Origin of the sequence: Alloscardovia theropitheci (assembly GCF_004332295.1) — a bacterium.
Lineage (GTDB): Bacteria > Actinomycetota > Actinomycetes > Actinomycetales > Bifidobacteriaceae > Alloscardovia > Alloscardovia theropitheci.
This window is the reverse complement of the sequence record NZ_RXLP01000017.1, coordinates 45296-68864: the sequence shown is the minus strand read 5'-3', so window position 1 is coordinate 68864 and position 23569 is coordinate 45296. Positions and strand designations below refer to the sequence as shown.

17 protein-coding genes and 1 tRNA gene are annotated in these 23569 nt (G+C 42.1%); 10 read left to right on the top strand and 8 right to left on the bottom strand.

Annotation, left to right across the window (positions count from 1 at the left end; all coding sequences use genetic code 11):
• Positions 1-169: 169 nt before the first annotated feature.
• From csn2 to cas9, 4 genes are all read right to left on the bottom strand, one after another.
• On the bottom strand, positions 170-838 hold the full coding sequence (gene csn2 / locus EJ419_RS03535) for a type II-A CRISPR-associated protein Csn2 (protein ID WP_131283685.1): 669 nt from the start codon (positions 836-838) through the stop codon (positions 170-172).
• Positions 835-1131 (bottom strand): CRISPR-associated endonuclease Cas2, encoded by a 297-nt coding sequence (cas2, locus tag EJ419_RS03530; protein WP_240680323.1) that lies wholly within the window; start codon positions 1129-1131, stop codon positions 835-837. Before cas2 ends, csn2 begins: the two co-directional genes overlap by 4 nt.
• 20 nt (positions 1132-1151) lie before the next feature.
• Positions 1152-2018: a type II CRISPR-associated endonuclease Cas1 gene (cas1, locus tag EJ419_RS03525; RefSeq protein WP_131283681.1), complete on the bottom strand. Its 867-nt coding sequence runs from the start codon at positions 2016-2018 to the stop codon at positions 1152-1154.
• A gap of 193 nt (positions 2019-2211) precedes the next feature.
• On the bottom strand, positions 2212-6426 hold the full coding sequence (cas9, locus tag EJ419_RS03520; RefSeq protein ID WP_131283679.1) for a type II CRISPR RNA-guided endonuclease Cas9: 4215 nt from the start codon (positions 6424-6426) through the stop codon (positions 2212-2214).
• Between the two features lie 119 nt (positions 6427-6545).
• On the opposite strand from cas9, the gene EJ419_RS03515 reads away from it, so the two are divergent.
• A complete protein-coding gene (locus tag EJ419_RS03515) occupies positions 6546-7145 on the top strand; it encodes a hypothetical protein (RefSeq protein ID WP_131283675.1) in 600 nt (199 codons plus the stop codon).
• Between the two features lie 201 nt (positions 7146-7346).
• Here EJ419_RS03515 and ileS read toward each other — a convergent pair whose 3' ends face one another.
• The gene (gene ileS, locus EJ419_RS03510; protein WP_131283672.1) at positions 7347-10700 is read right to left on the bottom strand and encodes an isoleucine--tRNA ligase; all 3354 of its coding nucleotides are present in this window, start codon (positions 10698-10700) and stop codon (positions 7347-7349) included.
• 338 nt (positions 10701-11038) lie between these two features.
• A complete protein-coding gene (locus tag EJ419_RS03505; RefSeq protein WP_131283669.1) occupies positions 11039-11710 on the bottom strand; it encodes a GNAT family N-acetyltransferase in 672 nt (223 codons plus the stop codon).
• A gap of 251 nt (positions 11711-11961) precedes the next feature.
• Here EJ419_RS03505 and xseA point away from each other — a divergent pair, with 251 nt between their 5' ends.
• The 9 genes from xseA (at position 11962) to EJ419_RS03460 (ending at position 21032) form a co-directional block, all read left to right on the top strand.
• Positions 11962-13239 (top strand): exodeoxyribonuclease VII large subunit, encoded by a 1278-nt coding sequence (xseA, locus tag EJ419_RS03500; protein ID WP_131283667.1) that lies wholly within the window; start codon positions 11962-11964, stop codon positions 13237-13239.
• A 59-nt stretch (positions 13240-13298) separates the two neighbouring features.
• Positions 13299-13577, top strand: a complete 279-nt coding sequence (locus EJ419_RS03495) for an exodeoxyribonuclease VII small subunit (RefSeq protein ID WP_131283665.1) — start codon at positions 13299-13301, stop codon at positions 13575-13577.
• A gap of 133 nt (positions 13578-13710) precedes the next feature.
• A tRNA-Arg gene (locus EJ419_RS03490) sits at positions 13711-13783 on the top strand.
• A 139-nt stretch (positions 13784-13922) separates the two neighbouring features.
• A complete protein-coding gene (locus tag EJ419_RS03485) occupies positions 13923-14663 on the top strand; it encodes a TraX family protein (protein ID WP_205668816.1) in 741 nt (246 codons plus the stop codon).
• Positions 14664-14927: 264 nt separating this feature from the next.
• Positions 14928-15668, top strand: a complete 741-nt coding sequence (locus EJ419_RS03480) for a hypothetical protein (RefSeq protein WP_131283661.1) — start codon at positions 14928-14930, stop codon at positions 15666-15668.
• Positions 15669-15678: 10 nt separating this feature from the next.
• A complete protein-coding gene (locus EJ419_RS03475; RefSeq protein WP_131283659.1) occupies positions 15679-17010 on the top strand; it encodes an InlB B-repeat-containing protein in 1332 nt (443 codons plus the stop codon).
• A 314-nt stretch (positions 17011-17324) separates the two neighbouring features.
• A complete protein-coding gene (locus EJ419_RS03470) occupies positions 17325-17756 on the top strand; it encodes an Rrf2 family transcriptional regulator (protein WP_165496217.1) in 432 nt (143 codons plus the stop codon).
• Positions 17749-19131 (top strand): hypothiocyanous acid reductase MerA, encoded by a 1383-nt coding sequence (gene merA, locus EJ419_RS03465; RefSeq protein WP_131283655.1) that lies wholly within the window; start codon positions 17749-17751, stop codon positions 19129-19131. The genes EJ419_RS03470 and merA overlap by 8 nt, the downstream gene beginning before the upstream one ends.
• 101 nt (positions 19132-19232) lie before the next feature.
• Positions 19233-21032 (top strand): aryl-sulfate sulfotransferase, encoded by a 1800-nt coding sequence (locus EJ419_RS03460; protein ID WP_131283653.1) that lies wholly within the window; start codon positions 19233-19235, stop codon positions 21030-21032.
• Positions 21033-21365: 333 nt separating this feature from the next.
• Here the strand turns inward: EJ419_RS03460 and EJ419_RS03455 are convergent, their stop codons facing one another.
• Together EJ419_RS03455 and glmM are read right to left on the bottom strand one after the other, a co-directional pair.
• A complete protein-coding gene (locus EJ419_RS03455) occupies positions 21366-22019 on the bottom strand; it encodes a peptide deformylase (RefSeq protein ID WP_131283651.1) in 654 nt (217 codons plus the stop codon).
• A 74-nt stretch (positions 22020-22093) separates the two neighbouring features.
• Positions 22094-23464: a phosphoglucosamine mutase gene (gene glmM / locus EJ419_RS03450; RefSeq protein ID WP_131283649.1), complete on the bottom strand. Its 1371-nt coding sequence runs from the start codon at positions 23462-23464 to the stop codon at positions 22094-22096.
• Between the last annotated feature and the right edge of the window lie 105 nt (positions 23465-23569).

Here is a 23569-nt window from a genome sequence, read left to right as displayed (position 1 = left end):
CATCCGAAACGCATGCGCACCGCGTAGTCAGGTAGTGCATGTGGTCTACCTCATTGATCCGTCAGACATCCGAAACACTGACGGATTCATGGATCGCATCTAAGAAGTGGTCTACCTCATTGATCCGTCAGACATCCGAAACCGATAGCCTTAACATTTCCTGAACAATTCATGGGAATTGCACAAAATCTTCGTCAACGTACCAGCTTCTTCCATCCTCGAATCTGAACAGATGGTCAGTCCATTCAAGAGATAGAACTTGTAGTTCTTGTCTCAAAATGTCTCTAGCTAAGTAGTCTAACTGCTCCTTAGTACAATATTTAGTTATATGAAGCAACACGAGCATCCGTTTTTCATTCAGAGCTCCGGCAGTATCAATTATAGATTGTAATACATCATAGAAGCTTCGTGGATTCGGCACATCAATGCTAGGCTTATAAATTCCTAAAATCGCTTTGACTTCAAATTCAGCTGATAAATTCACCGGCAACATTGAATCAAGAGCTAAGCTATCAAATACCGAATACCCCCTCTCGAAAATTTCATGAAGCTCCTTCAGCTGATATTCATCAACGTTAAACAGTAGTTTAGTTATCATTTGCTTCATAAACCAGTCATTAAAATTATAGGGGCTAGCCACATCACCGATAAATAAAATCTGCGAGGCAACTTTTTCTACCAAGTTATCCTTGTCATCAAACATATTTCCCATGTCATCTCTACCTTTGAGAAGTTGAGATAATTGGAAAAATACTGAACTATTATTTGTGCCAATGATATTAAGCCCCTTACCTATCTCGATACTATCCAGTGGAGGCATATTGAGTACAGTAATCATATGACCACTGTCCCTACGTCAAGATTTCTAAAATCATCTATCGATTCCCCAACTAGAAATCTAATACTCGCATATTGTTTCTCAGTAACAATTAACGATTGAACTACTCCTTTCGGTGGAACTATCGACTTTATTCTATTTTCAATGAATTCCGCAGATTCATGAGTGGTAGCAATTCTTACATACACAGATTCTTGTATCATAAGAAATCCCTCTTCAACGAGAGATTTCCTAAACAGTCGATAATTTTTGCGATCAGAATCTGTCAGCGTCGGCAAATCGAAGAATATCATTACACGCATAATCCTGTACCTCATGAGTAATACCCCAGCTGTGGAACTTTCTCATCTCCTGCGAGATAACGTAAACAATCCTGTACGAAGCATTCGATTACTCTAGAAAGTTTTCCATGAAGCTCAGGAATTTCGCCTAACAATAAGGACACAAGCTCTATTTTTGTTTGAGGATTGAGTTCTTTCAATTCCATACTACCTATAGCTTTATCAACATATGGCCTAAAAGGCTCCATAAGATCAGACGCTAGATTATAAGGGTTCTTATCACTTTCATGATGAACGCCTATCTCTGTCAAGTAACCTGCTAAGGATACTTGTCTGCATGTTTCTGAGAGTAGTATCGCATACCCATAATTTAGCAACGCGTTAATCGGATGAGACTCATCAGAACGAGTGAATTCATATGTAAAAAGTCTTGGGAAATACATATGCGCTGCAACAGCCTCACGATTATCAGGATCACCAACTTGTACCGCATTTGCAAGGGAATAAACATCCTTCCAATCAGGACATTCTATTTCTTCAAGCACTTGAGCTTGATGCGCAATCTTTTCTTGCACAATTCGTTGCCATAGAATATCTCGTCTTTCCTTATCCCAGTTTAGTTGTCTACGAATGTTTGGTACTCGGTTCGTTTGAACAGCATATGGAACTGTTTCTCCGATAGGAATACCACGAGAATCACAGAAGATTATTTTTATTTTCTTCTCCATACATTCTGAAACTGCATGGGTTGTAATAACAGCTCGTGTCGTATCAATAATAATGTTTCCAATATCAGATAATGGAATTTGGAAAGAATCTTCATCCGTTTGAATTACCAAATGATTTAGCTTCGTCGAAACTTTAGAATGCTTAGTAACGACCACATTTCGCCATGACACAACTTCTCCTTAGAAAAAGTGCTACAATGAAGGTAGATTGTTGGTCGCAATCTATGGTCTAAATCGTTGATCCGTTAGACACACATCGAAATAAAGCAAGACTTCGGTCAAGCTTCCTCGGACATTAAGTCCAGCCTTAAGGCTCTTAAAAGTCCCTCTCATTGAGAGGGACTTTTAATTTTACTCTGTTACTCTACTCAATTCCAGCTCTACGTTTAAGCTCCGCAATACTTACACGTGTTTCGAAGATTCCGGATGGAGACTGATAGATGAATTCATCCGAGTCATCAAGAACATAGCCGCCTGAATGGTTTCTAATTCTTCCCCATTCGCTTCCTAAACCAAATTCACCTAATTTTGTATATGCGGAATTTGCGTGAAGCCCTTTAAGAACACTAATTAATGCTTCCCTCTGTCGTTTAAACTCACTACCTAATAATATTTCAGATGAAGACTCAATTTTATTAACTTTCCTAGATATGAGCGGAAATCGTCTATTAGCTATATCCATGATTGTTTCAAAAGACATTTGAAGTGCGCTATCATAATCGAAGTCTTCTCCGAATATTCCTCTAAGCTTATCAAGGCACTGCTCTTTATTCTGGAAACTTGGGTCAACTAGAGTGTCCACAATGTCATATGTTACCTTTGGTAGCCAGAGTTGAACTGCATTATTAAATTCTGTTGCGGATCGAACTGTTACAAGTTGGTTGGCATACACAAGCAATTGCCCAGGGAGAATGTTATCAAGTAAAATCTTGGCATCGTTTTTCCGATTTCTACACAAGATCTTAGTAAGCGCCTGTTCCTTATTCAATCTCATCAATATATTTTCTGCCTCGTGGACTGAGACCAACATCACCTCATTTTGATGATATATGAGCAACATTGATGCTGTCGTAGGAGTTTTGAATCCACCATAAAGTTTCGTATTAATACGTGCTTTATCTAATGGTATCATCCCCTTCTGCGACTTTTTGTGGCTTATTCTCTCTACCTTATAGAGAGAATGCTTATCAGCACCCACACGCTGCGTGATAAGAATTTTTTTATAGTTCATAACTTTTCGCAAATAATTCGCATCACTTTGAGCCCAAACGATTCTTCCAGTAATAGGATTCATACGATATTTTGCATTCACTGAGCACATAGATCCCACTACAAATCCGAAAATCTTAATCCTTCGATTTCGAGATATATTCTCTCGGTATTTTTCTGTTTCTCTAGCGCGGATATCAGCAAAATATTGCTCAAAAAATGCATTATAGTATTTACCATTATTCACCGTTCCCTGAATACGATTAAAAATCCCGGAATTGACCATGAATTGTCCTGCCGCGGCAATACACAGAGCATCTTGTGCATGATGATAATCGTTAATGTCTCTATTTTTATGTTCATATCCTAGATACTTACGCATATCTATTGTCACTTCAGAGTTAATTGGATATATATCAATCTTCGCTTCCTCACCATAATAATCGCTTACTACACGTTCTACATTTTTTATGATTTGTCTAGTATCGACCATTGAGCGATTAATGAAGCGTTCTAATTCTTCTCCATACGGTTTCGAACGCGTAAGCGCCTTATATTTTTCTTCACTTATAAGACCCATTTTGAGTAAATACGACCAATGCGATTTCATTCTACTTATTACATTATTAGGTAAATACATCTGAGAATCAGATTTCTCAGAATTAACCGATTTACGTACTAGGACTCGATTAGAGAGCGAATCATTCTTTGTAATCGCACGGGGAATGATATGATCAATATCACAATTTCGTAAATCATCTATTGAAAGCTTCTCCCCTGTATACATGTCCATTTGAAGTTGGGAATAGTACAAATACAATTTATCATCTTTGAGACTCTGCTTCTCTTTTTCCAGTTCCTTCCTAATTGACCAGAATTCTTTGCGCAGATCGTCACTATCCAGAAGGTTCTGAAGCTTAGTTTTACGCGACTTGCTACGCACGGATACTTGAGCTTCATCCGATGTCTCAATGAAGATTCGACGAGGTAATGATCCCAAGGCTCTAGACACATCATCAATAACACGAATAGTCTGGTAGATTCCACGCTTTACCTTAGGAGACACCAAGAGAGCATCAATTAGTTCAGCAAGTCGTTCTTCTGGGTTCGACGAATATTCTCTTTGAGAATTCTGAGACTCAATCCATTCGTTTACACCGTACTTAGACTGTCTGACAAGACTCATCAAGCTTAACGAGGTTTGTTCTAAAGCATCCATAATGCTGCATTTCTCCGGATTTCTACGAAGTGAAACACAGCGTGTTGTTAAAAACTTGTGGGACAACCTCCCCCATCCTGTGTAGTGAGTTCGCACCAATTGTTCTATCTGAGAACTGGTTAAGTTCTCCATTAACGATAGCTGATGTTTCAATGGATCTCGATCTTCAAAAACTGTTTGTAACTCGATAATGCGTTCAAGGAACTCCTGATTGGTTTTGTTATCCAAGAATTCCCGCGGAAATGTTCTTTGGAGATTGATATATGATTCCAATGAAGAGGTAAACTTTTCTTCATCCGCAAGCCCTCGCAATTTTATAATCTTCGCCCCATGTTTTAACATTAATTGTTCTTCAACACGTTTTTTAGTGACGACTTTATAATGTTTGAACAGTTTATCAATTAAATACTGTTTATCTTCTGTACTTAGCTTTTGTTGTTCCGATCCATAAACGGTATTACCATCTCGATACTCTAAACTTACATTATTTAGCTCACTTAACAACATATACTTCTCATATAACATGGAATGCTTGGGCAATGTATATTCGCCAGCTAAGAAAGTATCGGTTGTTTTTAGACGATTGATAAATTCAATTCCGCTTTTGTCTTTATCAACGACCTCATCAAAATTCCAAGGGGTAATTGTTTCCGTTCTCCCCTCATTTCTAACCATCCAATGATAATCATGATTATCAAAGTCGTTCCTATCGTTACGAGACACGAGTGGACCTACATAGTAAGGGATACGGAATTTAAGTAAACCTTCAATTTTGTTCTCCTCTTTTCCATCCTTTACGTATTTGTCAAGAAGAAAAGGATAATATTTACCTTGATTGAGGATTATTAATTGCAATTCATTCAAATGTAACTGATGGGGAATTACAACGTTAATACTCGTACGCTGTTTCGGAAAAAGCTTGTTCTCCTCTAAATCAATTTGGAGCTTATCTCGCTTCTCCTCATCCGCAAGCTTCTTAATAAGCGTGGAAAAATATTCTCTTCCATCTTTATTTTTATCTTCTTTTGAACTTAATAGATTCCTATATTGTAGTAAAAATTCTTTTTCCTGTTCTTTTCCAAACCCCATTCTTATTCCATCAAAAAGTTTTAGATTATCCTTATGAGTTTGGTACCTTCTAATCTGCGCAGCAGAAAAAGTCTTACTCTCTCCGAGAAGTTCCCTGATAAGTAGACTATCATGTAGCCTTTTAAGCTCATTAACATACTCAATTTGATTATCGGAAAGCACATTTACATCAATTACTTTCTGTATCTTTTCATCATAATCTTTATCACCAAACTTAAATTTTAATACCTCTTTTGTATCCTTATCTAAGTTCAGTAGACCGAATATCTTAATAAAATTAATCTGGTTGCCTAATAATGCGCTCAAAATGCTCTCAAGAGATCCTCTTATGAATTTATTATCTAAACCATGAATAGTAAATCCTTTTAGCGCGTTTTCTGCTCGAGTCTTTCTAGTGAGCCCAGGGGTAAGCAAAATATCAACAAGAGATACAGATGAATCTGTATACTTTGCTTCGAGTTGCGAATCTTCTCCTATATTATCGGAAAGAATTTGTCCGAATAATTTGCAGGCTTTATCTTGATCAAACACATTCTTGATATCAAGAGTCCCTTCGGTCAAGAAGTTACCGCGGAACTTAATAATATGATGAATAGCAAGATACACTTCACGAATATCGTGCTTCGCAGTATCTTCCATGAGCTTTTGACGCAGATGATAAATAGTTGGATAATCTTTATAGAACTGCTGATCTTGTTCCTTCGTCCTAAAGATCATTCCATCATGCCAATTTGTGTGATTCAGCTCATCCTTTGGATGCACCCATGAATATTTTCGACGTACGAAGAATTCAGGGTCAATTTTAGTGATTTCTGTCGCGAACAATTCATCAAGCATACGCAAACGCCAACGACGTCGTGATAGCCTACGGCGCATTGCACGATGCATTCTACGATCAGCAGCAGTATTTGCTGGATTGAATAAACGGGCGCCGATGAGCTCTTTTCCCCTTGCTCGCTTCAAACGATAGTCCGTTCCCATTGCAACCCATCCAACGGATGCATTTCCTAGATCAAGACCCATGGCATAGTCAATAATATTGTTATCAGACGTATTTGTCATTCCCCACTCCTTATTACAACGGTGTATTCTTATATAATAAATCTAAAAAGACTCAAGGTCTATCGCGGAACACGCATCGCGTTAAAATATTTTCTATACGTTCTACGAAGGAAGTAACGATGTCGTCAGTATTGTTCCTCAGCATTCTCAATTATGCTCTCACTTGCTGCCTGATAACAGTTTTCTTAGCATTAGCGTTACTTTTTCGCGCGAAAAGAGTTGAGGACTCCTTCTCGATCTCACCTAGATCATTTTCACAAGCTCACACAAATCGAGCATTCCGTCTGCGCCTCCAAGCTTTCTGCTTACTTGGCATTAGCTCAAGCCTTATCGGTATTTTTGTTATTGCCTCTTCGCTCGTAAGAATTACGATGTCTGCCCTATCAACAACTTTGTTGATTACTACAGTCATCGGAGCGATTATTCTCATCTGTGGAATTCTCGTCTCGTTCAATACTGCTTCCGACCTATACACTGGTCCAGTTATCCGCAATTTTCATATCACATCCGTTAAAGCCAAAAAGTACCGTGGTAGATATTCGACTTTCTACATTTATTACCTGTACATTGCTGAAGAGAAGAAACCGTTAACGATTGATAAATATCTCTTAGAAGAAATTGAAAATCAACTGTATAGGGCTACCGATATTCCAATTGAGATTCACTATTTCCCACATTCGCGTTTTGTTGAAACTTTAATGTTTACAGAAACTAACTAATTTTTCCGTTCCCGTTTTCCGCCTCAGTTATCCATCTCCCATTTCGCATTTTCCAACGTCAGCATTCGGAGTAAACAAAAACAAATAATAACAAAAATCCCGCTGAGTTTCGAAAACTGTATCGACTACAATTTCGAATACTCAGAGGGACTTTTAACCGCGTTTACAAGAAAAACTTTGTTTCCTTATCGATGAGTGCGTTTACGCCTTCTCAAATGAAAACTCAAGCTCGGCTACACCGACTGCCTCACCAGCCTCTCCCGAAGCCCCAGCAGCAACCTTCACCTCAAGGCTCGTTGCCAAGGTCTCTGAAGCAATAAGGTCGCGGAACTGCTCCAGCTTCTTCGCATCTTCAGCAGAAGCCGTAAGCGTCAAGGAAATGCGATCTGCGATATCAAGACCAGCAGCCTTACGACCATCTTGAATCATACGAATAGCATCGCGTGCGTAACCTTCAGCAAGCAGATCCTCAGTCAAAGCCGTGTCAAGCATGACGAATCCGCCAGTTGCAAGAGCACTGGATACAGACGAGCCGTCGAATTCAGAACCTTGAGCAGCTTCTACTCGCGAGATGAGTTCAAATTCACCCGGAACCAAAACCAAATCGCCCCCATCAGCACCTGGCACTACCGGCATACCTTCCCCATTCAGGCTCCAGTTTCCAGACTTAGAAGCACGGATAGCAAACTGCACATTCTTACCCAAGCGAGGTCCTGCTGCGCGTGCATTAACACGAAGTTCATTTACTACTTGCAAGCCATGCTCGCCAGCATTTTCCAAAGTTGTGTAGGTGACGCTCTTAACGTTAAGCTCAGATTTCAAAAGCTCTTCGTATTCAGAAACAGCATCCACATTTTCTGCTACAACCGTCAAGCTAGACAATGGCTGACGTACACGAATCTTCTGAGACTTACGCAAGCTCAAAGCACTTGATACAACTTCGCGAACCTTATCCATTGTGCGAACGAGATTATCGTCAGCCTTCAAGATATCGCCGAGTTCAGTTGCCTTTTCGCTTTCCTTATCAACCAAGAATGGCCAGTCTGCCAGGTGAACGGATTCGCCACCAGTCAATCCACGCCATACGGTTTCTGCTTCCATTGGAGCAAGAGGAGCCAAAACGCGAGTCAATACTTCCAAAGCTGTGTACAAAGTATTGAACGCATTCTCGTCTTCATTCCAGAAGCGGTCACGAGTATTTCGCACATACCAGTTGGTGAGCAAATCGATATAATCTGCTACGGATGCGCATGCTTCTGCAATAGCGTACTCTTGCAAATCCTTTTCCACGTTTTCTACCAATGTACGTGTACGAGCAAGAAGATAACGATCCATATGAGGCAAATCGTGCACTTCTTCAGGGCGAATCATGCGCGCATCGTAGCCTTCTCCACCGTTTGCTGCATTAGCATACAAGCTAAAGAAGTAGTATGTCGACCATACAGGAAGCATGATTTGGCGAACGGTATCGCGGATACCATCAGCAGTAACGATGAGATTTCCACCGCGCAAAATTGGCGAGCTCATCAAGAACCAGCGCATTGCATCAGAACCATACTCATTGAAAACGCCGTTAACATCTGGATAATTATGCAAATGTTTTGACATCTTCTGTCCGTCATCGCCAAGAACGATTCCGTGGCACATAACATTCTTAAATGGCGCCTTGTCGAACAACGCTCCATTCATAACAAGCATGAGATAGAACCAACCGCGAGTCTGACCGATGTATTCTACAACGAAATCAGCTGGCATATGCTCTTCGAAGTATTCCTTATTCTCGAAAGGATAATGGAACTGAGCAAATGGCATCGATCCTGATTCAAACCAGCAGTCAAGCACATCTTCAATTCGACGCATGTGCGACTTTCCAGTTGGATCAGCAGGATTTGGACGAGTAAGTTCATCAATCCATGGACGATGAAGATTAATCTCTCCCTGATCGTCCGTAGGATACTTGCCAAAGTCACGCTTCAGCTCTTCAAGAGAACCATATACGTCCACATGAGGATACTTCGGATCGTCGGAAACCCATACAGGAATTGGGCTACCCCAGTAACGATTACGTGAAATCGACCAATCGCGAGCATTTTCTAGCCACTTACCAAACTGACCGTCTTTGACATTTCCTGGAATCCAGTTGATACCCTGGTTGAGCTCAAGCAAACGATCCTTAATCTTGGTTACTGAAACGAACCATGATGATACAGGCTTGTAAATCAAAGGATTTCCACAACGCCAGCAATGTGGGTAGCTGTGAACGTGTGACTTTTCCTGAAGGATGAACGCACGCTTTTCTTCAGGCACACGAGCTAATGGACCAGAGCCTGCACGCAAATCACGTGTAATTGGCATATTGGAATCAAACACCTGCATACCAGCATAATCTGGGATGATATCCAAGAAACGTGCATGCTCGTCCAAATAATCCAAAGTACGCACACGGTGAGCGTTCAAAGTATTAATATCATCTTCACCATAAACAGCCTGATGTACCAAACCGGTACCTTCAGTAGTTCCTACATAATCTGCCGCATAAATAGTGAATGCATTCGGATCTTCGTTTGGCTGACCTTCTGGGTCGGTCAAATGACCGTCCTCGAAGTAATCAAATGCTGGGTAGTAGCGACGACCAACAAGATCAGAACCCTTGAGTTCCTTTACAACCTTATAGTCTTCACCAAGCTCCTTAGCAAAGTTAGCAACAAGAGCCTTTGCAAAATACATTTTCTTGCCAGCGAAATTACCCTCAACTGGCTCAACTAATACATAGTCGATATCCTTGCCCACTACGATGGCAAGATTATTTGGAATAGTCCATGGTGTAGTCGTCCAAATAACTGCATACGCGTCTTCATCACGCATCTTCATAGCAACGGAGAGAGTGTTATCCTGACGATTCTGATATACATCAGCATCCATGCGCAATTCATGAGCTGACAGTGGAGTCTCGTCCTTCCAGCAGTATGGGAGAACTCGATATCCCTGATAAGCGAGGTCACGGTCATAGAGCTGCTTAAATGCCCAAATTACCGATTCCATATAAGACACATTGAGCGTCTTATAGCCGTTGTCAAAATCAACCCAACGTGCCTGACGATGGATATAATCTTTCCATTCTTGGGTATATTTCAAAACTGAGCGACGGCATGCTTCATTAAAAGCTTTGATACCCATCTCATCAATTTGAGATTTATTAGTGATTCCTAATTCCTTCTCAGCTTCAAGCTCTGCAGGAAGACCGTGAGTATCCCAACCGAATACTCGATTAACCTTCTTGCCTTCCATAGTCTGGAAACGTGGAATAACATCCTTTGCATAGCCAGTGAGCAAGTGTCCGTAATGTGGCAAACCGTTTGCAAATGGAGGACCATCAAAGAAGATGAATTCGTCGTTTGCATTACCACTGTCACGCTGTGCAATAGACTTTTGGAAGGTATCATCAACGTCCCAATATTTAAGGACAGATTCTTCCATTGCTGGGAAATTAGGATTTGGCGTAACGGTTTCAAAAGCCTTATCCGTTACTGCCTTTGGATAAACGCGATTACTCATGCGCTGTACCTTTCGTGAAATACTTGATTTCTCTTCACGTGAGGACGAAATAGTTCAGCTTACTTACAACGCTTGCTGCATTCTATCCCGCGGTACCACCTCGGTTGCACTGCACTGAGACTGCACAGTACCACTTCACAGAATCCGGTCTGCTCCGTCGGTTCTACTCATCAAAACATTTGCGCGTTTTCTCAACGCGTTCAATGTCTCAATTTTCTTCCGATGACTCCCCGCTGATAACGGATCATAATCATCTAACTGTCTCCTACCCGAGCCAGATGTCATTGGACACTCTTAGTGCACAACTCATCTGTCGAGAGTTAGTTCATGGATGCTAACTATATCAAACCCAAGAGATTTTTAACACTTCCCTCGTAGCAAATTCTCACAGGGTCTTCTGGATCGTGATCGAGCGTTACGAAACCGCATGGAGTCATCCCTAATCGATCCAAAACTCGCTGCATTCGGAAATTTTTTCTATGCGTATCTACGCGCACAACTTTCGTTCCATGCTCGTCGATAACGCGGAAAAGCTCTTTGAAAAATTGGTCAATCAATCTCATCCCACGATAATGTGTGCTCATAGCTGCACGGTGAAGAACTGCGTATTGGCCGTACTCATCGACCGGATAGCGGACAGTTCCACCATGAATTGCGCTGTAGCCTGCTTCTTCCCCAAAAGAAATCATCGTCGTTCCAGCTACATGGGAATCAACAGTTATAACATAACTCGCGCCGGCATCAATATCAGATATAAATGTAAATTCGTTCGGGTAGCCATTTTGCCATTGAGAGCTACCATCTTCTTTCAATAATCTTTTTGCATCGTTAACGATATTCATAATTTCAGGCAAATCGTCAATCGTTGCTTTACGCACTTCAATGAGATGTTGGTGAGAACGTTTCTCTAATATTTCGTTGTTTTCAAATTTGGCAAAGTCATCTTCAACGTGCTCTCCCCCGATACTCTCACCTTCCGCTTGCAGATTTATCTTTTCTGATTCAACCAATCGACACACATCTCCTCAATTTTTCACTCCGCGCTCTCACATAAAGCATAAAGCACTAAACATATATCGCACGGCATGCAACACTGTGATACATATTGTTATATGGCGCTATGACTAATTCGTCCTCAAATCGACATGCTTCCGTCAGATTAACGAAAAATAATCTAAGTAGCTCCAAACCGTTATAGGCAGTCTATCGCACGAATTGTTTTCACATGTTAAGTGTCACAAGATTCGCATATTCTTGAATCATGCCTTTCCAAGCACATGACACAACGAACAATGCTTTAACCAATGAGCAACATCAGCTGCCTGCATTGGCGAGTCAAACGACTAAGGATAATCCTTGGCCAGTTTCCATGCTTAGTAGTAAATACGCTTCTGCTGTAGACCGCTGGCCAGCAGCATGGGTAAGTGGACAGGTGCACCAAATTAATGCACGTCGTGCCGGTCAAGTGTACATGACTTTACGCGATAACGATTCACCGACACAAATGGATGTTGTCTTTTTCGGAGCGCCCGCGTATGAAGCAGCCCGATTCCAGCAGGGCGATTTAGTCGTTGTTCACGGAAAAGCAAATATTTATCAACCGCGCACTTCGCTTAGTCTTCGTGCCGATGAGATACATCATGTAGGACGCGGCGGTTTGATGGAGCAGATTGAGCAACTGCGTAAAAAGCTCAAGGGCGAAGGCCTTTTCGACGACTCACGGAAAGTTGAAATTCCTCATTTTCCACATAAGATTGGTTTAATTTGTGCGCCTGGAGCTCGAGCTGAAGGCGATGTTATAACGAACGCTCGTTTGCGCTGGCCAAGTATCGAATTCGAGACTAAACATGTCCACGTTCAAGGCCCTCAATGCCCGCCAGAAGTTATCACTGCAATAGCAGAACTTGATGCAGATATCACGGTCGATGTCATTGTCGTAGCACGAGGTGGTGGTGCATTTGAAGATCTTATCGGTTTCTCTGACGAAGGCGTTGTTCGTGCTGCTGCAAACTGTGTAACTCCACTCGTTTCTGCTATCGGCCATGAAGACGATTGGACGCTTATTGATCTTGCTGCTGATTTACGCGCATCTACTCCAACCGATGCCGCGAAGCGCATTGTTCCTGATATACGCGAGGAAATGGCACTCGTTGCTGAGGCTCGTCGTCGAAGTTTTGAAGCTGTTCAACGTAAAATTGATGTGGAACATCAACGTTTGTCTGCTTATTCCAACCGTCCTAGTCTCACACACCCACAGACGATACTCGATAAGCCTTTGCAATTCGTTGCGGATGCCCGTTTGCGTATCCAAACTGCTATGAATTTCATGACTGCTGATGCCACATCGACAATTGATCGTCTCCACGCAACTCTGACAGCGCTTAGTCCGCAATCAACTCTTAATCGCGGTTACGCAGTCATTCAGTCAACCGATGGAACCGTAATTGATTCCTCTTCAGTGCTGACAGTTGGAGATAGCATTTCTATCACGCTTAAATCTGGCTCAGTCCACGCTGATGTCAGCGAAATTCTTCCGTAATCTCAAAACTTAATAATCCTATAATCATTCGAAAAACTTTCTAAACGATAAGGAAAATCATGACAGACACAAAAGCAACGAATCATTTAACTCCAGAACAAATCAAGGAAATTGAATCTTTGACATACGAGCAGGCACGCGACCAGCTCGTTGAAGTCGTACAAAAGCTCGAAGCTGGCGGACTTGAGCTCAATCAAGCAGTACAGCAGTGGGAATTAGGAGAAGCGCTATCGCGTCATGCTCAATCATTGCTTGACGATGTAGCTAGGAAACTCAATGAAGTTCAGGAATCCCAAGCACAATTCCAAGCAAATGCCGGAACTCAAGGCAACGAATAAAAGCTCCTTAAGACATCTTTTAAACGCTAGAATTTCATAATAAAACGCATGTGTACACAATACGTGCAAAACCGTGTACACTTTTACACGTATGCATGTACTCATATGAATGAATATATGTGCGTGATTACTTGCCTCGGTAGCTCAGGGGATAGAGCACCGCTCTCCTAAAGCGGGTGTCGTGCGTTCGAATCGCATCCGAGGCACGCGATTTTTGACCTATTCATTTTATTATCTGATTATTAACTAATTGTCATCCAATTGTCATCTAATTATCATCTGATTGTCATCTGAGCACGCGTAGTTTAATACATAGAATCCGACTATCCTTGTATATTCGCTGATATGAAAAAAATCTTAACCGGAAATCACATTAAACTCATTGCAATCATTGCTATGACGATTGACCATCTCGCATGGGTATTTTTTCCAGGAACACAAACCATATGGTACGTTTACGCATTGCATATCATCGGACGATTAACTGCTCCGATTATGTGGTTCTTCATTGCAGAAGGAGCTCATTATACGCATGATATGGGTCGATACATTGGCAGGTTATTCATATTCGCCGTTATCTCACACTTTGCTTTTACGTTTGCGTTTGGCATTCCAATGATTCCATTATCATCAGGACTATTTAACCAAACAAGTGTCATGTGGTCTCTTGCTTGGGCAGTCGTCCTTATCGCATTATTTCGTATCAGGGAGATTCCAGACTGGGCGAAAATTGCTTTAATCATTATCATATGCCTTATCACTTTCCCTGCTGACTGGTCGAGTATTGCAGTCATGTGCCCATTTTTCCTTTATCTCCATCGCGGTAATTTTACTGCTCAAACAAGAGACCTCGTCATCTGGGCATTCGTGTATGCCACCGTTTATTTCTTCTTCCTTGATAAACCGTATGCTTTTTTGCAATTATTCATCTGTTTATCTATTCCTATTCTCGCAACATATAACGGAAAACGTGGAAGCTGGAAGGGCATGCAGTGGTTTTTCTATATCTACTACCCTGCTCACATGGTGATTATTGGATTACTTCGCTTGTATCTGCACGGCAATGTTCCGATTATTTTCTCGTAGGACGTGTACGCTTTTTTGCAGGTCGTATTGTTTCAGCTTTAGCTGTTTATGAAGGAAATACGCAGCGATACGACATGCAAAAAACCATTTTTATTTTCTATTTTTTAGATCATAATTTCATCGACACCGATAGATCCGCTGAGTCATTCTCCCGAGTACAATTACATATGAAGGGGCTAAAAGCTTTTGCATAAGGTAGTGCATGAGCATATCTGATGAGAAAACTCTTAGCTCGAGATTTTAAGAAGATCAAAGGAGGATACCATGAAGCGTAAGAGTTTTAGCGCAATAGCTTTTGCAATTTTTGCAATACTTGCTACAACGCTCGCCTTACCTATTTCCAACGCTTCTGCAAGTACATCAGTTCCAAGTAATTTTACAAATTCACGTTCATCAATCACCGGAACTATTGACTTATCATCACATGCTATTAACTCGGGCACAGTCGAAACCACAAACGGACATACTTACTATAACGGTGTAGTAAGCGGATCTGTAGAAGCAAGTGACTTGTTCGAAGGCGCATACAATAAATACGTAAAGGATTTTCAAGGGAAAAGTGGTTATCGCAATAAACACTTTGAAAATATAGTCATGTTTGGAAAGAACAAAACTTTCCCTACAGCTTCCTACACAGTAACTTTCCCCTCCTACTTTTCGGTAAATGAAGCTGCCATTTCCGTAGCTGAAAATACCTCTACGATTAGCAACATCAGTCATGAATACAATCCAACAACGAATTCCGTAACGTTTACTTTTAATCTTGGGAATTGGAACGATTATAAAGGGTTCTTCGAACTTTATAAGAGTGAGCGTGGAGCTTCAGGCCATCCAATTTCTATCAGCATCCCTTATACAGTTGACATCACAGACATTTCTTCTTCCCAGATCGGACAAATCACTGCCAAGGGATCATGCGAATTGTATAAGTATGGTCGTCTGTTTTTTAGTTCCAAGATTGTAAACATTTCCATTGTTACCAACCCAATAACAGTTACTCGATGAGGAGCATATAGTGAAAAAGAAAAATATTTTAGCAAGTGTTACGTCCTTAGCATTGCTTGCAAGCGCATTGTTTATTCCAAGTGCTTTCGCAGCTGATCCCGATGTGAACGGCGGAATTCGACCGTTAAACGAAACCCGACTTAACGATTTCAGCCCTTATGCCGGATCTCGTATCGGATCCGTAGGCTTGAGCGACAGCGATGGTCTCTTCTACTCAGAGATTTTGGGAGATATGACCGATATTGAAAAGGATGCATTAGGCTCTGAATGGGATAATCAGCAGGTCATCAATGCGCTTGGAATTAACGTTGAAACAGATACAATTAAGAACTCAACCGAATACTCATTCCCTGGAAAGCTTGAAACAGATGCGCCACAACAAGTAGCAAACGGTGAACATATACAAGCCACCTATACTCTTGATGCATCATTGCTCAAAAAGACATTAAATACATGGCTTATAACTTCGACAAGTTCTGAAAACGCTGCAACGCATGAAGATTCATGGAATACTCCATCTAACTCGTGGTGGAAGAACTCGGATACAAAATCAGATCCCGAGCTTGCTTTTATTTTCGACCTTCCATCCCAAATTTCTGCGACTTCTGCTACCGCAAGCGTATCAGGACTTGATGGACTTGGTTTCAACGTAACGACGACTGTTGACGGCCAAAAGTTACGCGTGAACGTTCGCAAATCTGCAATAGAGACTGGTTCTCTAGTTGATTTATTCAGAAAAATTAATTCTGTGTCCACAGTTACGCTCACCGTTAATAACCTGACTGTGCAATCCGTAACTAGCGCACAAGACTTATCAATTTCAGCTCAGGCTTATGGAGAATACAGCTTCTATGCTACTTCCCCAGGAGCAGCAGAGCCATATTCCTATGGATACTGGGCAATGGGTGCACAGCCAAATCCTGCAACTACTACAGTTCATGCAGTAGCTACAAGCACGGTAACATTCATCAACAAGGGCCAGACCTACGCAAGCGTCACTGTGCCTACTGGTTCGACACTCAATACTGAAAACAGCATGCCAGCAAATCCAACTACTGATTCTCAATCCACATTTAGAGGATGGAATACTAGCGAAGATGGCTCTGGTCAGTGGTTTACCGGAGATGACACCGTTAATGGAGATGTCACGGTTTATGCCGTATATGACACGGTACCGGTTGTCACACCAACAGTTAAGCCGACTCCAAAACCTGCAAAGAAAACGACAAAGCCAAAGGTTCTCTCCAATACCGGTGCTGACATCAGTATCGTCGCTATGACCATGCTTGCTTTGTTGAGTTTAGGCGGTTATTTACTTCGTCGCCGTGCGACTCATAAGTAACGACTTAGCTAGCTACATCTGCTAGTAATTAAAAAGCAGCCCCTCACGGTGGTGCTATTCGAAGGAATAGCACCACCATTTTTTGCACGTCGTATCGTTTCGTTTTTTTTGAGGATTTAGCGATAGCAACTTTCAAACGATACGACCTGCAAAAAATGTAAAACCGTCAAAATTCTCTCCATTTGGGAAGTCCACCCTAAGTATTTTAATTGTAACTATAATAATTACAGTTACGCATGTGGATTATGTAATACACCTTCATGTGCGACGATACGACCTGCAAAAAATCATTTGCACTTAGGCGAGGAGGCAGAATGAATCTTCACTTCACGATTGCCATGCATGCACTTGCATACCTTGCGAAACATCACGACAGCTCATTTTCGTCTTCGCAGCTTGCCGAACTCATCTGCGTAAATCCAGTTCAACTACGCACAGTTATGACCCAGCTCGTTCATAACGACCTCGTCATTGCTAGTCCTGGGAAATTTGGCGGATATAAATCGATTGAGAACGCGCAAGAAATACAATTATCTTTGATCTTTAATCTTTTTCGCATTAAGACACCAGATACTCGAGTTATAACAGGCGAACCTACGAGCACCTGCGCTATTGCGCGAAATATGAAATCAATTATTGAAGATTTTCAAACTGAGGAACTGACACTACTCAGCGATTTTTATAGTCACAAAACCATCGGTGACATACTCACCATTGTAAATTCGAAGGAGAATTCTCATGATTAACAACTCTGCTGATACTGCTCAGTATGTAGACAGCAAGACCCCTACTCCACCAGTCAAAAATTATGACATACTCATAATCGGTTTCGGCAAGGCTGGGAAAACTTTTGCAAAGACGGCAAGCGCTCAGGGACTTAAAGTTGGCGTGGTTGAAATGTCACCTGCTATGTATGGCGGTACGTGCATTAACATTGCTTGCATTCCAAGCAAAACTCTTGTTAAGGCAAGCAATGAAGGCTTGAGCTTTGATGAAGCCATGAATCGCAAACACAATGTAGTTAGTGCATTAAACAATAAGAATTATCATATGCTTGCCGACGATGACAATATTGATATTATTGACGGTGTCGCTCGTTTTATCAGCGATAAGAGCGTAGAAGTTCTCCACGATGATCAAGTAATTGCTACGATTATTGCCGACCGTATTATTATCAATACAGGCGCAGAACCTATAATCCCCGATATTCCAGGTCTTGCATCCTCGAGATTTGCTTATACTTCTACAGAAGCGCTCGATTTGGATCATTTGCCAGAGCGAATTGTTATTATCGGGGGCGGTTATATCGCTTTAGAGTTCGCGTCCATGCTCAACACTTTCGGGGCTCATGTCACAGTTCTTGAGAAGTCTGACGCAATTATGCGTCGCGAGGATGAAGATATTGCACACTTAGCGTACGAAGACTTGAAGAATGCTGGCATAGAATTCCACCTTCACACGAATACTCTTGGCGTTGAAGATTTGGATAGTTCAGCACTCGTTCATACAAGCGAAGGTGATTTTGAAGCAGATGCCATCTTGGTAGCGGTTGGACGACGTCCTCGTACACAATATCTTGGTCTTGAAAATACTCATATCTCTGTTGGTAGTCGTGGCGAGGTTATCGTTAACGAGCGTCTTGAGACAAGTGTCCCAGACGTATATGCAGCCGGTGATGTCACTGGAGGTATGCAATTTACATATATTTCTTTAGATGATTTCCGCGTACTTCGTAGCCAAATTTTCGGGGACGGTTCGCGAACTACTCTCAATCGTGGCGCCATTCCGTACTCGGTATTTATTACACCGACCTTGAGCCGCATTGGTCTTACTCGTAAAGAAGCTCAATCGCGCGGATTTAACATCGCGAGCAAGAGCTTGCCGGTTTCTTCAATTCCACGTCATAAGATTAATAACGATCCTCGTGGCCTATTTACGGTTGTCATTGATCGTGATTCTCAAGAAATTCTTGGTGCAAGTTTGTATGGCGATAAATCCGAAGAACTCATTAATTACATCAAGATGGCGATGGATAATCATATCCCATATACGTATATTCGCGATGCTATTTTCACTCATCCAACGATGAGCGAATCATTTAACGACCTCATGAATATCTGATAGCGCTATCCCCAACGAAACTGATAACCGCATTCTCCCGCGGTTATAATGCTCTTTGCATATAATAGGTATGCAAAGAGCATTATTAATTCGGAGGATTTATGGCAAGACCTGAACTCATCCATTACGCGTCTGGATCGCGAACAAAGAGTTCACAATACCGGTCCATTCCAAGTCCTCGCAATTTTACGGGTGATTCTTCCAATTCTCCGCGTAAAACTGCACGCGAGCGCCTACGCCAGTATGCGGTAATTATTTCTGTTATCCTCGTGCTCGCTCTTACCTTATGGGGAGCTGTCACGTATTATAATGCTCGCAGAAATTCTCCTGAAAATGTTCTCACCCATAGTGTCGAGCGAATTTATACAGTTGGATATCAAAATCGCGCAGCCACGCAAATTGATCGCAAAAAACGTGCGCATAATTACACCATGAATGACATGCTCATTGAAGCTAATCCTTATGGCACGAATACCACATCTCTTTACGTGTACTTTGTTACTGAGCAGCCGATGAGTGTCTCCTACACAGTTAACGCTCCTGAGACCGATTATCCGGCTTTTACAAGAACTATATCCGACGCAACTCATCGTGGTCGAACCCATGAATTCCAAGTCATCGGGCTGATTCCCTCAACGAAGAATATTGTAACTTTTACTATTACGGATGCGAACGGAAATACGACCACTCGCGATTACACCTATGATATGGGCGATGTCTTGGGATCCGAACCTGTACAAGTCGATGTGAATGATGTGCAAAATTCAGGCGACTCCGTTCCTTTGCAAGATATCGGTAACGGATTATTTGCCGTTATGCCTCAGACTTCAGGCTCTACCAATTTCACTTTCTTGTATGATTCGCATGGAATTTTACGCGGCGAGATTCCACTCAAAAACATAACCGCTACACGATTCATGTGGCATAGGAATCGTTTGTATTACGCAATTAGCCCAACCCAATTCGTTGCAGTAGACCGATTGGGACGTGTAGAAAATTTCATAACCTTTGACGGACGCTACAGCCTTGCCAGCGATTTTACGATGGATTCGCGCGGAAATATCGTTGCTATTGCTACGAATGCCGGTTCGCGAGATTATTCTGGCGAAATAGGAAATTATGTCGTTCGTATCAATATTCTTAATGGGAAAATGCGCGTTGTTGCTAATTTGTCAACCATTTTAAACACATATCGCGCGACGACTGTGCGCTCAGCATTAAATTCTGACGGCACTACGAATGATTCCTTGTGGAATTGGCTTGGGCTCAATTCCATCTCAATGATTGATGATACTCACATCCTTCTTTCTTCGCGTGAGACCTCATCATTGCTCACCTTGGATATATCGGATTCCCCATCAGTTACTTCAATACTCGGACCAGCATCGCTATGGTCCGACCCTGAGTACTCATACCTTCTCATTTCACAAAATGGCAACTTCGACCAAGCTGCTGGACAAAGCGATATTCAAGTCCGAAATGTTACATCTGATGGATATGACGTCACATTATTTAACAATAATTTCGCCGCTTCCCCATCGAATCCAACGTTTTCATGGGCGACTGCCATTCCAACCGCATCTTTGGATTTCGCGCCACGCATGAGTACCGTACATTCATATGCATACACATATCATGTGAACACGGTAGAAAAGACATATTCGTTGACTTCCTCACAACGCGTTGATTTCACACCTATTAACGGAAACGCCCAGCATATCAATGGCAAACTCATTACCACGACCACACAAAATCGTAGCTGGGAAGCGTCAGAATCGGGGATGCCCGTTACCAGATATTCATTCCCAAGCAATCAAGTTAACTCTGCCTCCACTTTCACTACGGCTTTGTACCGAGTGCAGTATGTGCCGTTTACGGACTTTTATTTTATTGATAAATAATGAAAAAGACCCGATGCTGAGCTGTTTATGGGTGAGCCGCCTGGTGGGAGTTGTGTCTATCTTTTACATTGCCCTGTGGTCATAAAACTTTCAGATGATAAATGACTTGAGCGTCATTCATAAACTAAATCGTATGAGGCCTATTTAAAGCATCTTTTGAGCAAAACGGGTCGTTATGGATATCATTTTTATCAGTTTCGATCCAAAAGTTGACCCGTTATGCACAAAACCTTGTAAAATCGCCAGCTTTACATGAAATAAGGTGTGAGGAAATAATTCTCACTCACACCTTGTAACTCGCTTGTTCTTATAAACTCCAGAACGTTGCCAAGCTTACAGCTCAAAGCCTAACGTTTCGGCAGCTTCACGCGGCACAGCTTCGAAAGCCCAATAATCTTCAAGATTATCGTACGTAGTTAAGCTTCGCGTTTCCGCCTTATCTATATAAACTTCACCGGAAAGATGATCAGTTTCATGCTGGAAAATGCGAGCAGGCCAGTTATGCAATTCCTGCTCGTGTTCATTACCTAATTCATCCAACCACGTAGCTTTGATATGCAGATAGCGTTTACGCACTGCTTGGTATCCATCAAAACTCAAGCAGCCTTCATAAAAGCTCGCTGTTTCGTCATTCAATGGCTCGTAGTGGGGATTTATTATTGCCATGAAAGGCAATTCATCAATGCCGCGAGGATCTTCTTCATCACCACGAATATGATCTTCTACGACTGCGATAGCTAGCCCCAAACCAATTTGAGGACCAGCTAAGCCAACTCCAGGAGCTGCAAGCATAGTCTTATGCATTACCTCGATAAGCTTCAGCAAAGTTTTATGGCTAAGCTGACCATCGTAGAGTTCAGTTTCCATGCGTAAAACTGGTTCACCTAATTGAACGATAGGCAAATTCCCATCTTCATCCGTGTCTACAAGTAGTGCACGGACGTCACGATCAAAATCCTTGTCAACATTCTTGCTTGTCCACGCCATTTTGATCCCCTTCTATGATTGCTCCATGTACGCAATGAAACATTTATGCGCACAAATTATCCCATTACTAGTACTTACAATGCCAATTCGCGCGCTACAACTTCAGCCAAACGATTGCACACAGCATCTGCTTGCTCCTGAGTTGCCGCTTCCGCCATAACACGTACGAGAGGCTCTGTACCTGAAGGGCGCAAAAGCACACGACCCGTTTCGCCCAAAAGTTCTTCTTCTTGGCGTACTGCCTCTTGAACAGCCTCATTCGTATCAGCTGCAAGTTTGTCTACATTTGGTACGTTAACAAGCTGCTGAGGAAGCTGAGGGAAGTCAGATGCTAGATCTTTCAGACTTCTACCCGACTTCATGACTTCATTTGCCAAGCATAGCGCTGTCAAGGTACCGTCGCCCGTGGTCGCAAATTCACGATTGATGACATGTCCTGATTGCTCGCCGCCTAAGGTATATCCACCTTCAAGCATTTTTTCAAGAACATATCGGTCGCCTACACCTGTTTGTACCGTTTTAATTCCCATGCTCTTCAAGGCGAGGATAAGACCCAAGTTGCTCATAACAGTAATTACGAGGGTGTTATTCTTGAGCTTTCCTTGACGCATATAGGAACGTGCCAAAATACCCATAATTTGGTCGCCATTAACAAGCGTGCCATCTTCATCCACAGCGAGGCAACGATCAGCATCACCATCGAAAGCCACACCCATCGTTGCATCGCTTGCCTTAACCATGGCTTGAAGCTGTTCAGGATGCGTAGAGCCAGCATGATCGTTAATATTGTAGCCATCAGGAGAAGCATTAATAACGACCACGTCTGCACCTGCGCGACGAAGAGCCTCAGGGGCTACTGCCGATGCCGCACCGTTGGCACAGTCAACGACAATGCGCAAACCTTTCAAAGGTTGAGGCTGAACTTTATCACTTCCCATAGGTGCAATGGAATTGACCAAATGTTCGATATAAAGATTACTAGCGGTTACATTATCATGTGAAATTCGCCCTACACCGGCACCTGTTGGTCGTTCCCAATCAGTTCCAAGAATCTCTTCAATTTCATCTTCTTTGGCATCAGGAAGTTTAAAACCGCCTCGAGCGAAAAACTTAATACCGTTATCTGGCATAGCATTATGCGATGCAGAAATTACAGCACCCATTTCAACGTTGAGAACCGATGTCAAAAAAGCTAATCCTGGGGTAGGTAAAATACCCACATCGATAACATCAAAACCGCCCGAGCTCATACCTGCTGCGAGCGCGGAAGCTAAGAAATCTCCCGATACGCGTGTATCACGTCCGATTAAAGCGCGCTTTCGCCCAGAAATATTATCATCACCAAAGACACGAACAGCAGCGTCACCCATTTTTAACGCTAGATCAGCGGTAAGCAATCCATTCGCTAAACCGCGCACACCATCAGTTCCAAAAAGACGAGGCATTTTCTCTCCTTATGCATATAGAAAAACCTGCCGTTAAACTATTGTAGTCTGACGGCAGGTTAGGCGTGTCATTTATGGTTTTGTGCATAAATTTCAGAAGTAAAA

Excerpts from the sequence above, each read along its gene's own strand:
- cas9 (WP_131283679.1), bottom strand. The coding sequence starts at position 6,426 with ATGACAAATACGTCTGATAACAATATTATTGACTATGCCATGGGTCTT.
- EJ419_RS03515 (WP_131283675.1), top strand. The coding sequence starts at position 6,546 with ATGTCGTCAGTATTGTTCCTCAGCATTCTCAATTATGCTCTCACTTGC.
- csn2 (WP_131283685.1), bottom strand. The coding sequence starts at position 838 with ATGATTACTGTACTCAATATGCCTCCACTGGATAGTATCGAGATAGGT.
- ileS (WP_131283672.1), bottom strand. The coding sequence starts at position 10,700 with ATGAGTAATCGCGTTTATCCAAAGGCAGTAACGGATAAGGCTTTTGAA.
- EJ419_RS03485 (WP_205668816.1), top strand. The coding sequence starts at position 13,923 with ATGAAAAAAATCTTAACCGGAAATCACATTAAACTCATTGCAATCATT.
- EJ419_RS03460 (WP_131283653.1), top strand. The coding sequence starts at position 19,233 with ATGGCAAGACCTGAACTCATCCATTACGCGTCTGGATCGCGAACAAAG.
- EJ419_RS03495 (WP_131283665.1), top strand. The coding sequence starts at position 13,299 with ATGACAGACACAAAAGCAACGAATCATTTAACTCCAGAACAAATCAAG.
- EJ419_RS03470 (WP_165496217.1), top strand. The coding sequence starts at position 17,325 with ATGAATCTTCACTTCACGATTGCCATGCATGCACTTGCATACCTTGCG.
- cas2 (WP_240680323.1), bottom strand. The coding sequence starts at position 1,131 with ATGATATTCTTCGATTTGCCGACGCTGACAGATTCTGATCGCAAAAAT.
- EJ419_RS03455 (WP_131283651.1), bottom strand. The coding sequence starts at position 22,019 with ATGGCGTGGACAAGCAAGAATGTTGACAAGGATTTTGATCGTGACGTC.
- glmM (WP_131283649.1), bottom strand. The coding sequence starts at position 23,464 with ATGCCTCGTCTTTTTGGAACTGATGGTGTGCGCGGTTTAGCGAATGGA.
- xseA (WP_131283667.1), top strand. The coding sequence starts at position 11,962 with ATGCCTTTCCAAGCACATGACACAACGAACAATGCTTTAACCAATGAG.
- merA (WP_131283655.1), top strand. The coding sequence starts at position 17,749 with ATGATTAACAACTCTGCTGATACTGCTCAGTATGTAGACAGCAAGACC.
- EJ419_RS03480 (WP_131283661.1), top strand. The coding sequence starts at position 14,928 with ATGAAGCGTAAGAGTTTTAGCGCAATAGCTTTTGCAATTTTTGCAATA.